The 11979-nt window shown below is 59.9% G+C and carries 11 protein-coding genes and 1 pseudogene; 2 read left to right on the top strand and 10 right to left on the bottom strand.

The features are described 5' to 3' along the window. Positions 1 to 12: 12 nt before the first annotated feature. The 6 genes from RBB49_RS08890 to RBB49_RS08865 all read right to left on the bottom strand — a co-directional run bounded on the left by RBB49_RS08890 (position 13) and on the right by RBB49_RS08865 (position 5453). Positions 13 to 375 (bottom strand): endonuclease domain-containing protein, encoded by a 363-nt coding sequence (locus RBB49_RS08890; protein WP_306142376.1) that lies wholly within the window; start codon positions 373 to 375, stop codon positions 13 to 15. A gap of 13 nt (positions 376 to 388) precedes the next feature. Then, the gene (locus RBB49_RS08885; RefSeq protein ID WP_306142375.1) at positions 389 to 1651 is read right to left on the bottom strand and encodes a hypothetical protein; all 1263 of its coding nucleotides are present in this window, start codon (positions 1649 to 1651) and stop codon (positions 389 to 391) included. Positions 1652 to 1684: 33 nt separating this feature from the next. Further along, positions 1685 to 2926, bottom strand: a complete 1242-nt coding sequence (locus RBB49_RS08880) for a folylpolyglutamate synthase/dihydrofolate synthase family protein (protein ID WP_306142392.1) — start codon at positions 2924 to 2926, stop codon at positions 1685 to 1687. A 227-nt stretch (positions 2927 to 3153) separates the two neighbouring features. Beyond that, positions 3154 to 4128: an acetyl-CoA carboxylase, carboxyltransferase subunit beta gene (gene accD, locus RBB49_RS08875; protein WP_306142374.1), complete on the bottom strand. Its 975-nt coding sequence runs from the start codon at positions 4126 to 4128 to the stop codon at positions 3154 to 3156. 152 nt (positions 4129 to 4280) lie between these two features. Continuing rightward, positions 4281 to 5114, bottom strand: coding sequence for a tryptophan synthase subunit alpha (gene trpA / locus RBB49_RS08870; protein ID WP_306142373.1), 834 nt, complete (start codon positions 5112 to 5114; stop codon positions 4281 to 4283). Between the two features lie 171 nt (positions 5115 to 5285). Next, on the bottom strand, positions 5286 to 5453 hold the full coding sequence (locus RBB49_RS08865; RefSeq protein ID WP_306142371.1) for a hypothetical protein: 168 nt from the start codon (positions 5451 to 5453) through the stop codon (positions 5286 to 5288). Between the two features lie 258 nt (positions 5454 to 5711). Here RBB49_RS08865 and RBB49_RS08860 point away from each other — a divergent pair, with 258 nt between their 5' ends. After that, positions 5712 to 5933, top strand: a complete 222-nt coding sequence (locus RBB49_RS08860) for a hypothetical protein (RefSeq protein ID WP_306142370.1) — start codon at positions 5712 to 5714, stop codon at positions 5931 to 5933. A gap of 49 nt (positions 5934 to 5982) precedes the next feature. Here RBB49_RS08860 and trpB read toward each other — a convergent pair whose 3' ends face one another. Together trpB and RBB49_RS08850 are read right to left on the bottom strand one after the other, a co-directional pair. Next, positions 5983 to 7203, bottom strand: a complete 1221-nt coding sequence (gene trpB / locus RBB49_RS08855) for a tryptophan synthase subunit beta (RefSeq protein ID WP_306142391.1) — start codon at positions 7201 to 7203, stop codon at positions 5983 to 5985. A gap of 27 nt (positions 7204 to 7230) precedes the next feature. Beyond that, entirely contained in the window at positions 7231 to 7875 is a 645-nt protein-coding gene (locus RBB49_RS08850; protein ID WP_306142368.1) for a phosphoribosylanthranilate isomerase, read from the bottom strand. 148 nt (positions 7876 to 8023) lie between these two features. Between RBB49_RS08850 and RBB49_RS08845 the strand changes: the two genes are divergently transcribed. Further along, positions 8024 to 8800, top strand: a complete 777-nt coding sequence (locus RBB49_RS08845) for an alpha/beta fold hydrolase (protein ID WP_306142366.1) — start codon at positions 8024 to 8026, stop codon at positions 8798 to 8800. A gap of 337 nt (positions 8801 to 9137) precedes the next feature. Here the strand turns inward: RBB49_RS08845 and RBB49_RS08840 are convergent. After that, positions 9138 to 9419: pseudogene (locus tag RBB49_RS08840) on the bottom strand (GIY-YIG nuclease family protein); the annotation flags it as partial. 161 nt (positions 9420 to 9580) lie between these two features. Beyond that, positions 9581 to 11863, bottom strand: a complete 2283-nt coding sequence (locus tag RBB49_RS08835; protein WP_306142365.1) for an NADP-dependent malic enzyme — start codon at positions 11861 to 11863, stop codon at positions 9581 to 9583. Between the last annotated feature and the right edge of the window lie 116 nt (positions 11864 to 11979).

Below are 11979 nucleotides of genomic sequence, written 5' to 3'. Positions count from 1 at the left end.
TGGGGGTATCGATCAGTCCAATCCAAATCTTCGTCGAATATCCAGCACAACACCCTCGAGATTGTCAGCTACCTCTAGGGACGAGTACCGGACAACTTGAAAGCCCTGGGAGCGGAGCCAGTCGTCCCGCCGCTTGTCATGTGCGATCTGCTCGCCCAAGGCATGTACGTCGCCGTCAATCTCGATGATGGTTTTCTTTGAAAACGCAACAAAGTCGGCGATGTAAGCGCCAATCGGTGCCTGTCTTCGAAGACGTATACCCTCAGCTTTGAGTTCACGCAGCACGCGCCAAAGCGCCTTCTCGCCTTTCGTCTGATCACGCCTTAAGGCGCGTGCGAGTGTTCTTGTCTGCTCGCTGATCCGAGACGGTGCCATTTGGTCTCCCTGCCTAATGCACCGGCCCTTCGGGCATCGGATAGTTTCCGGTGATTTCCCAGCCGAAGGAGGCGATGCGTTCGGCGGCGACGGGGGTCAGGTCGCCGGTGATCAGGAAATCGACGCCCGTGGGCGGAAACGGCAGTCCGGCAAGGCCCTCGTGGATCGATGAGAAGGTCTGCGCAACCGTCTGGGTCCAGGCGACCATGTCGAGCGGCAATACCACGGCAGCGAGGCCGTCCTTTCGAATGGCGACGGGGATGCCGTTGACGGCCCTGATCTGGCCAAGACCGGAAATCACCCGGTTGTAGGTTTCCAGAAGCACGACCCGGCGGAGCTGGAAATAGGCGATGTCCCGGCTTTCGGCATCGGCCGCCTTGGCCGCGATCAGGTCAAGGTCCTTTACGGTCGGCATTGCCTGAAGCTGGTAGGCGATGATCGCCTTTTCGCTCGCGGTGTAAAACGGGTTGGCGGCGATGCGCGAGATGGTCTTTTCAGTGACGCCTGCGGTCCGGAAGGCTGCCGCCGTGCGGTCCGCAAGTTCCGCCGGAGTGCTGTCGACGATCAGGTTTCTGAAATTGTCGGCCTGACGCGCCGCAGACACGATCATTCCACCCGGCAACAGGGCCGTAATCGCGGTCACCGTCCAGCTTCCGGCCGTGGTGACGCTTGCCGTTTCGTTCAGTTTTTCCGACAGGGGCTTGTAAAACGTATAGGGGTCGACGCCGAGCTGAACGGCGAGTTCGCGCTCTGCCTGCGCCTGACCCGTTATGGCCTTTGCGATATCGGCGGGAGACCCGCCCTTGCCGGAGACGGCATCGCCGACACCCTTGGTCAGCCTGCCGAACATCCGCCCGACGCCCGACACGGTACTCTTTGCCGTGCCGACCGGATCGGTGACGGTGCTTTCGACGAAGTCGACGGGCTTCTTGGCCGCCTCCTTCAGGCCATCCAGGAAGCTGGCGTCGTTTTTCAGGCCTTCAAGTGCGATCAGAACCTTGATCTCCGCAAGCCGGAGCTTGAGGAGACCGTCACCCTCGATCTGCTCAACTCCCAGATCCGTCTGCAGCTGGTAGATCCGAAGGAACCCGTCGCTTCGCACAGGCGCCAGAACTGCATAACCCGGACCGTTTTCCTTGCCTTTCAGTACGACGGAAGGATCCTGCTCAGGCGGGGTTTCATATTGTTCTGAAAGGGAAAATGCCGGGGCTACGGAGAGCGCCGCGCCCAGCAGCAGGGCGGTGGCGGCGGTTGAAAGCCTGAAAAATGGTCGCATCGCACGGGTCTCCGTCACGGGACCGGCTATGCGTCAGTCCGGAACCGTTCCGTTCCGCGCCAAAGCTTCACCGGCCAGATAGAGCGAGCCGCAAATCAGAATCCTGGGGGACTCGCCGTCCTTTTCGGCACAAGCTGCCACATCTGCCAAGGCCGCGTCCAGTGACTGAAAAGGCGTCGCCTCCAACCCGGCGCACCGGGCAAGGTCGGCCAGCTCTTCCGGCGTTCTGGCCGTGGTGGTCGAGACGATCGGCACCGTGCCGACATGGCGCACCAAACCGTGGAAGGGACGGAAGAACCCGACAGGGTCCTTCGTTGTCAGCATTCCGGCCACAACATAGAGCGGGCGAGGAGACCTTTCTTCAAGTTCGCCCATGAATTCGGCGACGGATACACCGGCCCCCGGATTATGCCCGCCGTCAACCCAGACCTCGGCGCCATCGGGACACATCTGAAGCAGGTGTCCGTGTGTTATCGGCTGAAGGCGTCCCGGCCAGTTGACCGATTTCAGGCCGCGCTCGATCGTCTGCACATCCGGCAGCAACCCCGCTGCCTTCAATGTTGCGATCGCGACCCCGGCATTGGCAAACTGGTGGCTTCCGCCCAGAACCGGCACCGGCAGGTCGATCAACTCGTCATCATCCTGAAAAGCCATCCGGCCCTGGTCGGGATGAGCGGTGAAGTCCTGCCCCAGGATCTTGAGAGGCGCCTTGTTGCGTGCCGCCTGCCGGACGATTGCAGGAAACGCTTCTTCAGGCTGGGACGCGGAGACCACCGGAACTCCGCGCTTGATGATCCCGGCCTTTTCAAGGGCGATGTCGGCCAGATCGTTGCCGAGAAACTTTTCATGATCCATGGAAACCGGCGTGATGACGGTTGCCGCCGGCCGGTCGATCACGTTGGTCGCGTCCAGCCGCCCTCCAAGCCCGACTTCCAGAAGCAGGATGTCGGCGGGATGTTCGGCAAAGATCAGGAAGGCAGCTGCCGTCGTGATTTCAAAGAAGGTGATTTCACCGCCAGCATTGGCCTCCTCGCAACGATGCAGCGCGTCGTAAAGAACGGGATCGGAAACAAAGCCGCCATCCGTCCCGACCCGGATACGTTCGTTGAATGCAACAAGATGCGGCGACGTGTAGACATGGCAGCGCTTGCCGGACGCTTCCAGGATCGCGCGCATGGTCGCCGTCACCGACCCCTTGCCATTGGTCCCGGCAATATGAATGACGGGCGGCAGTCTCCGTTCCGGATTGCCGAGGGCGGCGAGCAGACGGTGCATGCGCCCAAGAGACAGGTCAATCTCCTTGGGGTGCAGGGCCAGAAGTCTGTCCAGGATTTTCGTAACTTGATCCAAGGCGCCCTCCGAAGGGTCCTCTGTCCGGTGTTTCGCTCTCAAACGGCTTTAGGAGATTGCCGGAAGCTTGACAAGCGGGCCGGGCAGATTTGTCCTTTTGTGCCGCTTACGCGACATTTTTGGGAAAGTTTCGCTCAGATTTCGTGGCCGTATCAGCTCTTTTGTTCAGCTTCACCTGCTTCGGTGTCGTCGGTCTCGGCCACTTCCTCGGGGGTTTCAGCCGCAGTTTCGTCAACCGTCTCCTCGACAACGGGCTCCTCGATCTTCGGCAGTTCCACCTCGCGTTTCAGCAAGATGCCGCAGATGCGGGAAATTGTTTCCTTCATCTCCTGACGCGGAACGACCATGTCGATCATGCCGTGATCGAGCAGATATTCAGCCGTCTGGAAGTCTTCCGGGAGCTTCTCGCGGACCGTCTGCTCGATCACCCGCCGTCCGGCAAAGCCGATCTGCGCACCCGGTTCGGCGATATGGACGTCGCCGAGCATGGCATAGGAGGCCGATACGCCGCCCGTGGTCGGGTTGGTCAGGACTACAATATAGGGAAGACCGGCTTCGCGCAGCATCTGCACCCCGACCGTCGTGCGCGGCATCTGCATGAGCGAGAGAATTCCCTCCTGCATGCGCGCACCGCCGGAGGCTGCGAACATGACGAACGGCGTCTTGTCCTCGACCGCCTTCATCATGCCGGCAAGAATGGCTTCGCCGGCGGCCATGCCCAGCGAACCGGCAATGAAGTCGAAATTCTGCACGGCGATGGTCATGTCCATGCCGTTGACCTTGCCCTGGGCAACAAGGATCGCCTCGTCTTCACCGGACTTCGACCGGGCTTCCTTCAGACGGTCCGTGTAGCGTTTCGAATCTCGGAACTTGTGCGGATCGGCATGTACGTCCGGCGTTTCGACATCGGAGTAGGCACCGTCGTCAAAAAATGCCTCAACGCGTTTGCGCGCCGGCATACGCATGTGGTGACCGGAATTCGGCACGACCCAGAGATTGGCTTCCAGGTCCCGGTGAAAAACCATTTCACCTGTTTCGGGATCCTTGATCCAGAGGTTTTCCGGGACTTCGCGCTTTTTCCAGAGATCGCGAATCTTGGGGCGTACGATTGAGTTGATCCAGTTCACGTCAGGCGCGTCCGTTTCCTAGAGTAATGACTAGATCAACGTCGTTGATCGGTTTCAAAGCGATGGAGCCTTTGTGTGCAGTCTTTTCGAATGCACGCTGCTCCTGGCGAAGATATGGGCCTCGCCGAAAATCCTTCAATTCAGCCGCTCGTTCAGGCCGTGCGCGCACGCGCACAGCCGGAAGCCAGATCAGCCACCACATCGGCAACTGCCTTCACTGTGGTGTCTGTCGCCTTGCCCGCCTCGTCCAAACTGTCGCGAATGGCGTTTACAAGGACCGAGCCAACGACCACGCCATCGGCGTCCTTGCCGATCACGGCTGCCTGGTCGGCGGTTTTTACGCCAAACCCGACCGCGACCGGAAGATCCGTGTGTTTCTTGATCCGGTTGACCGCGGCCGTGACCCGGCCCGTGTCGGCGATATTTGCACCGGTGATGCCTGTTACGGAGACGTAGTAGACGAAACCGGACGTGTTCGCCAGAACGGCCGGCAGGCGCTTGTCATCGGTGGTGGGGGTTGCCAGCCGGATAAAGTTGAGCCCGGCTTCGAGCGCCGGCAGGCAGAATTCATCATCGGCCTCGGCCGGAAGATCAACGATAATGAAGCCGTCGACACCGGCTTCCTTTGCCACGTGAACGAATTTCTTCGGGTCGCGCACATAAATGGGATTGAAGTATCCCATCAGGATGATGGGAGTTTCATTGTCCCGCTCACGGAACTTGCGCACCATGTCCAGTGTCTTGTCCATGGTCTGCCCGGCGGCGAGCGCACGCTGGTTGCCCAGCTGAATCGGGATGCCTTCGGCCATCGGATCGGAAAAGGGCATGCCGAGTTCGATAATGTCGGCACCGGCTTCGGGAAGCGCATTCAGGACCGCCTGGGATGTTTCCAGATCGGGATCACCTGCTGTTATGAAGGTTACCAGAGCCGGCCGGCCTGCTTCCGCACAAGCCTTGTAGCGGCGATCAATACGCGTTTCCGTCATGCAGTTTAACCCCTGCCGCACGTCGCGCGGCCCTGTTTCTCAAATTGAACTGAGTGCGATGTAGGGGAGCAGGCAAGCGGATGTCAATGAAGAACGTCTCAATGAGACGAGATGCCCGCCAGCGGCAGGCAACAGCGACGCGTGCCCGGCCGCAAGGCCAGGCGCATCGGTTCAGCGCTTGAAGTGCTTGTTGAAGGCGTAGCTGGAGATTTCCGTACGGTCCAGGCCAAGCTGTGCGAGTTCGCTGGTGTTCATCCGGTTCAGGCGTTCAAACTCGGTCGCGGCGCGATGAGCAGAGCGGATGTCACGGACAAAACCTGTCAGAAGATCGAATTTCATTTCGTGTTCCCTTCGTTCTGGCCGGACGGCGTCTGTCGCCGTCTCTGTCCGGCTTTCAACATAGGATTTGTTGCAATGCACACAACAGACAAGATTGCATTGCAGCACTGCCGCTTGCGAATGGCTGCGCCGTCAAAGAATGCTCATGTCTTGTCAAATTGCATAGCTGGCTTAGCTGATCTGCAGAAAATACGGCTTCAAATGTGCACAAAGTGCACTTACTGTCTGACGAAGAGGAAACAATACAAGGAGCCGCAAATGGCCCACTCCCTGTTCGAACCGGCCCCACCGCCCTTTCATGAAAAGATCTGGCGACGCGTCAGAGATCTCAACTTCGGCGCGCCCCTGCGCGATGTGCGGATTGCCGCAACCGCGAGCCGGACGGACCCGGAACTGCTCCGGAAGGCGGAACGCCTTGACGCACGCGGCCGGTTGGCGCTTCTGGAAAGTGTTCTGACTTCAAGGCCGATCGGAAAATAAAAAAGCCGCGTACCTTGCGGCACGCGGCCCGTTTTGTCCGGTCTTCCGGTTACATTTCGAAACCAAGCATCTGCCCGACTGCAAAGACATCCTTGTCGCCGCGGCCGCACAGGTTCATGACAAGGATCTGATCCTTGTCCATCTGCGGGGCAAGCTTGACGACCTGTGCAAGGGCATGTGCGGGTTCAAGGGCCGGGATGATGCCCTCAACACGTGTCAGCATCTGGAAGGCGTCGAGAGCCTCGGTATCCATGATCGGCACGTATTCCACGCGGCCGATTTCCTTCAGCCAGGAATGCTCCGGGCCGATGCCGGGATAATCGAGACCCGCGGAAATCGAGTGGCCCTCGAAAATCTGGCCGTCGTCATCCTGAAGCAGATAGGTCCTGTTGCCATGCAGCACGCCGGGCTTGCCGGCCGTGAGCGATGCGCAGTGCTCCTCGCCGACGAGGCCGCGCCCGCCCGCTTCAACGCCGTAGATCCTGACGTCCTTGTCATCGAGGAACGGATGGAACAGGCCGATGGCATTCGACCCGCCGCCAACAGCTGCCACGAGCGCGTCCGGCAGGCGGCCTTCGGCTTCCATCATCTGCTCACGCAGTTCCTTGCCGATCACCGACTGGAAATCGCGCACCATTTCCGGATAGGGATGCGGTCCGGCGGCTGTACCGATCAGGTAATAGGTATCCTCGACATTCGTCACCCAGTCGCGCAGAGCCTCGTTCATGGCGTCCTTGAGCGTGCCGGCCCCGGCGGTGACCGGAACGATCTCCGCGCCGAGCAGCTTCATGCGGAACACGTTCGGCTTCTGGCGCTCGACATCCGTTGCGCCCATATAGACCACACAGGGCAGACCAAAGCGTGCGCAGACCGTTGCCGTTGCAACGCCGTGCTGCCCCGCACCGGTTTCGGCGATGATGCGCGTCTTGCCCATGCGCTTGGCAAGCAGGATCTGGCCGAGGCAGTTGTTGATCTTGTGCGATCCGGTGTGGTTCAGCTCGTCGCGCTTGAAATAGATCTTCGCGCCGCCAAGCTCGTTCGTCAGCCGCTCGGCAAAATAAAGCGGCGACGGCCGGCCGGTATAGTGCTTGTTGAGCGTCTCGATCTCGGCATGGAACTCAGGATCGTTCTTGGCGTCCTTGTAGTGCTGTTCCAGATCGAGAATAAGCGGCATCAGGGTTTCGGCGACATAGCGACCACCGAAAATCCCGAAATGCCCACGATCGTCCGGACCGGTCCGGATGCTGTTCGCCATATCGTTCACGCGTATACTCCTTCATCCGGGCAATGCCGGAAATCATGCGCTTTTGGCCGCCGCCATGAAAGCGCGAATTAATTCGCTGTCCTTGACGCCCTTTTCCCGCTCGACACCGGAGGAGACATCAACGGCCGACACGCCGCTTTGCCGAATTGCATCAGCGACATTTGACGGGTCCAATCCCCCGGACAGGAGGAAAGGTTTTTTCAGGTCCAGATCCTTAAGCAGCGTCCAGTCATAGGAGACGCCATTGCCGCCGGGCAATTCCGACCCCTTGGGCGGCTTGGCATCGAAAAGGATCCAGTCCGCTACAATAGAGTAGTAATGCGCACGTTCCAGATCTTCACGCTCTGCAACGGACAGGGCCTTCATGACCCTTGCGCCCTGCATGACCTTGGCAGCCGCAAGGGCTTCCGGGGCTTCCGAGCCGTGAAACTGAAAGATATCCGGATTGACGAGTTCCCGGATCCGCGACAATCCGTCAGGGTCTATGTCCACGGTTACCGCAACAATCTCGGACTTTCCGCGCGCCATGTCAGCCAGTTTGCAAGCCTTGCTGAGCGACACGTGGCGCGGGCTCTTGGGAAAGAACATCAGGCCGACCATGTCGGCACCCGCCTCCAGCGCGGCTTCCATGGTCTCTTCAGTCGACAGGCCGCAGATTTTGACTTTCACATCAGACATGGGATCGAGGTATCGCCGCTGGGGAACAGTTTGTCAAAAGGGGATTTTACGCTTATTGCGTCGTCCGGAGCTCAAAAACAGCCAACTCAATCCCGGTGGTCCGGTTTCCCGCTTCGTATTCGCATTTCAGACCATGAAGGCAGATTGAATGCTTCACTATCGCCAGTCAAAACCAAACCAGCAGAAAACAATCGTCTTTCTGCATGCGGCCGGTTTCGACGGCCGTATCTGGAAACAGGCAGCAGAACAACTCGACGACTTCCATTGCGTCTGCCCCGACCTGCCCGGCCACGGCCAGTCAAAGGCGATACAGGTAACCGATTTTGACGCTGCAAGCGATGCGGTTGCGGAGCTTGTCGGCAGCCTCGGCGGCGATCCGGTCTGTCTCGCCGGTCTCTCCATGGGATCCTATATCGGCTTCCGCCTGCTTGCGCGGCACCCCCACCTGGTCGAAAGCGCCGTGTTCAGCGGTTTTCAGCATAAACCAATCGAGGTTTCCGGGGTCATGCGGGCGTTGATGCATGCCTCGTCCTTCATGATGAATTCCCGGAAGAACCGGGAAAAGATGGCGCGGTCGCTCGGCGTCAATGACCCCTCGCTCGTCAGCCAGAGAGGCGGCCGGCCCAACGCTTCGTCAAAGACCATGCGCAAGATCAGCTCGCTTGCCCTCGACTTTGATGTGTCGATCGGCCTTCAGGCCATTGAAACGCGTACACTCGTCCTCGCCGGCGAAACCGAACATCCAGCCATCCTGTCGTCGCTGCCGGCCCTTCAGTCCGGAATGCCGCAATGTACCGCGCGCATCGTCCCGGGCCTCGGCCATGGCTGGATTGCAACCGAACCGGACCTCTATGCCGAAACCCTGCGCGCCTGGTTTCTTCAAAAACCCCTTCCGGAGGGCCTCAAGGCGGTCACAGCGGATTGAGGTTTCGCTCGATCGAGCCGAGGCTGTTCCTTTTTCTTGTCATCCCTGCGCAGGCAGGGATCCAGTAGCGCCTTGTCCGGCTCTCCTTGTCCATCCCCGTCGACGCGGATTACCGGTTCCCGGTGAGAAGCGGGCGAACACCTCGACTCTCCGGTCCCGGCTCTGCGCTTCGCTTGGCCGGGATGACGATGGTGAGGTTGAACCGACTTCCGTCATCCCGGACGCAGCGCAGCGAGGATCCGGGATCGGAAAGCCTCAGAAACTCGAAATGGGCAAGGCCTTGCGGCATGTCACATGCGGCGTTCGCGATCAGGCCAAAACAGACGCGGTCCTGCCGGTTCAGCGCGAGATACAGATCATCCCATTCCGGATTCAATTTTTCGATCAATTCGAATTTCCAGCGACGGCGCCAACGCTTGATTTGTTTTTCTCTTTTTATCGCGGCGGCAATTTCAATGTGGTTTTCGTACCACACAAGCGTTTTTGTGCCGTACTTTTCTGAAAAGCCGTCAATGAGACCCTCGCGATGCTCATAAACTCTTCTGACCAAGTCTGTCGTGAGGCCGGTGTAAAGCGTTTCATAGGGTCGCGAAGCGAGGATATAGACCCAGGCTGTCACCTCAGTGATCCGTTGCCTTTCTTCTGTGATTCTCCGATCCCGGATCTCCTTTCAGTCGTCCGGGATGACGAAGCTGAAACCAACCTGACCATCGTCATCCCGGCCAAGCGAAGCGCAGAGCCGGGATCGGGGAGCCCTGATGCGCGAACCGTACAAAAGCCTCAAGACACGTTGTAGGCTGCGATGGCGGCCATGTTGACGATGTCGCTGTCCTTTGCGCCGATGGGCAGGATCTGGATGGACTTGTCGAAACCGGTCAGAAGCGGGCCGATGACAGTGGCGCCGCCCAGCTCCTGCAGCATCTTGGTGGAGATCGACGCGGAGTGGAAGGCGGGCATGACAAGAACATTGGCGGGTCCCGAAAGCCGGCAGAACGGATAGGCCGCCATGCGGTCCATATTCAGAGCCACATCTGCGGCCATGTCACCGTCATATTCGAAATCCACCCGGCGGCGATCCAGGATCTTGACCGCCTCGATGACTTTCTCGGACCGCTCGCCGCGCGGATGGCCGAAGGTGGAATAGGCCAGCATGGCAACGCGCGGCTCGTAGCCGAGCTTGCGCGCGACGTGAGCCGCCTCTTCGGCGATATCGGCCAGCTCTTCGGAATTGGGCATGTCGATGACAGCGGTGTCGGCGATCACGACATTGCGCCCGCGCACGAGGGCGAGCGACACGCCGATGACCCTGTGACCCGGTTTCGGATCGATGGTTGCCTTCACCGTGTCGAGCGCCACGGAATAATTCCGGGTCAGGCCGGTGACCATGGCGTCGGCGTCGCCCCGGGCGACCATGATCGCGCCCCAGTAGTTCCGGTCATTGTTGACCATGCGCTGGCAGTCACGCAGCAGGTATCCACGCCGTTGCAGGCGGCCGTAGAGATATTGCGCATAGTCGGCATTGCGGTCCGACAGGCGCGCGTTTTGAACGGAAATGCCGGGACGGTCGATATCGACGCCGGCCTGGTGCGCCATGCTGGCGATTTCATCCTCGCGGCCAATGAGGATCGCCTCGCCGAGGCCCTGCGCCGCGAAGGCCGCCGCCGCCCGGATCACCGGCTCTTCCTCACCTTCCGCAAAAACGACGCGTTTCGGCTGCTGCCGCACCTTGCTGAAGATCCGCTGCAACGTACCTGCGATCGGATCGCGCCGGGCCGAGAGCTGATGTTTGTAGGTTTCCATGTCCACGATCGGGCGCTTGGCAACGCCTGAATCCATTGCTGCCTGGGCAACCGCCGGCGGGATGGCATGGATCAATCGCGGATCGAACGGCACGGGAATGATGTATTCGGGCCCGAATTTCGGCCGGTTGCCGCGATAGGCGGCGGCGACTTCGTCGGGCACTTCCTCGCGGGCGAGCTGCGCAAGCGCCTGCGCGCAGGCAACCTTCATCTCGTCGTTGATCGTTGTTGCGTGAACGTCGAGCGCGCCGCGGAAAATGTAGGGAAATCCGAGAACGTTGTTGACCTGGTTCGGGTAGTCGGACCGGCCCGTCGCAACGATGGCATCGTCGCGGACGGCGGCGGCTTCTTCCGGCGTGATCTCCGGATCGGGATTTGCCATGGCAAAGATGATCGGGTTCGGCGCCATGACACGCAGCATGTCCGGCGTCAGAGCCCCCTTGACCGAAACCCCGAAGAAAACGTCCGCGCCCTTCATCGCGTCATAGAGCGAGCGGTCCGACGTCTCGATGGCATGGGCGGACTTCCACTGGTTCATGCCTTCGGCGCGGCCCTTGTAGATCACGCCCTTGGTGTCACACAGGGTGATGTTGTTGTGCGGAATACCCATCGCCTTGACCAGTTCGATGCAGGCGATGCCCGCTGCACCGGCGCCGTTGCAGACGACCTTTGTGGTTTTCATGTCCCGGCCGGTCAGGTGCAGCGCGTTGAACAGGCCCGCAGCAGCTATGATCGCCGTGCCGTGCTGGTCGTCATGAAAAACAGGAATGTCCATCAGTTCGCGCAGGCGCTGCTCGATGATGAAGCAATCGGGCGCCTTGATATCCTCCAGGTTGATCCCACCGAAGGAGGGGCCGAGATAGCGGACGGAATTGATGAATTCCTCCACATCCTGGGTCTCGACCTCCAGATCGATGGAGTCGACATCGGCGAACCGTTTGAAGAGAACCGACTTGCCCTCCATGACCGGCTTGGAGGCGAGCGCGCCAAGATTGCCCAGGCCCAGAATGGCCGAGCCGTTGGAAATCACGGCAACGAGATTTCCCTTCGTGGTGTAGTCGTAAGCCCGGCTCGGATCCTCCGCGATTGCCAGCACCGGCACGGCCACACCCGGCGAATAGGCGAGCGACAGGTCGCGCTGCGTCGCCATCGGTTTGGTCGGCGTGACCTCGAGTTTTCCCGGCCGGCCCTCCTGGTGAAATTGCAGGGCTTCCTGGTCGGTGAAACTGATGCTTGTTTTCGGCGAAGACTTATCGGTGGACATGGCGCGGGCGTTTCCTCTTCGTCGCTCTTCTTGATGAGGCGGGGTCCCGACCTTATCCCCTGGAAAATGAAGCCTCAAGCCAAGATGGCATACCCCTTTTGTGGAATGGCGGCCAA

Origin of the sequence: Roseibium sp. MMSF_3412, from assembly GCF_030733265.1 — a bacterium.
Taxonomy (GTDB): domain Bacteria; phylum Pseudomonadota; class Alphaproteobacteria; order Rhizobiales; family Stappiaceae; genus Roseibium.
The sequence above is the reverse complement of the archived record's forward strand: the minus strand, read 5'-3'. Positions and strand labels throughout refer to the sequence as shown.

Bases quoted from the DNA above. Each gene is read 5' to 3' on its own strand.
- RBB49_RS08890 (WP_306142376.1), bottom strand. From the start codon at position 375: ATGGCACCGTCTCGGATCAGCGAGCAGACAAGAACACTCGCACGCGCC.
- RBB49_RS08885 (WP_306142375.1), bottom strand. From the start codon at position 1,651: ATGCGACCATTTTTCAGGCTTTCAACCGCCGCCACCGCCCTGCTGCTG.
- RBB49_RS08880 (WP_306142392.1), bottom strand. From the start codon at position 2,926: ATGCACCGTCTGCTCGCCGCCCTCGGCAATCCGGAACGGAGACTGCCG.
- trpA (WP_306142373.1), bottom strand. From the start codon at position 5,114: ATGACGGAAACGCGTATTGATCGCCGCTACAAGGCTTGTGCGGAAGCA.
- RBB49_RS08865 (WP_306142371.1), bottom strand. From the start codon at position 5,453: ATGAAATTCGATCTTCTGACAGGTTTTGTCCGTGACATCCGCTCTGCT.
- RBB49_RS08860 (WP_306142370.1), top strand. From the start codon at position 5,712: ATGGCCCACTCCCTGTTCGAACCGGCCCCACCGCCCTTTCATGAAAAG.
- RBB49_RS08850 (WP_306142368.1), bottom strand. From the start codon at position 7,875: ATGTCTGATGTGAAAGTCAAAATCTGCGGCCTGTCGACTGAAGAGACC.
- RBB49_RS08845 (WP_306142366.1), top strand. From the start codon at position 8,024: ATGCTTCACTATCGCCAGTCAAAACCAAACCAGCAGAAAACAATCGTC.
- RBB49_RS08835 (WP_306142365.1), bottom strand. From the start codon at position 11,863: ATGTCCACCGATAAGTCTTCGCCGAAAACAAGCATCAGTTTCACCGAC.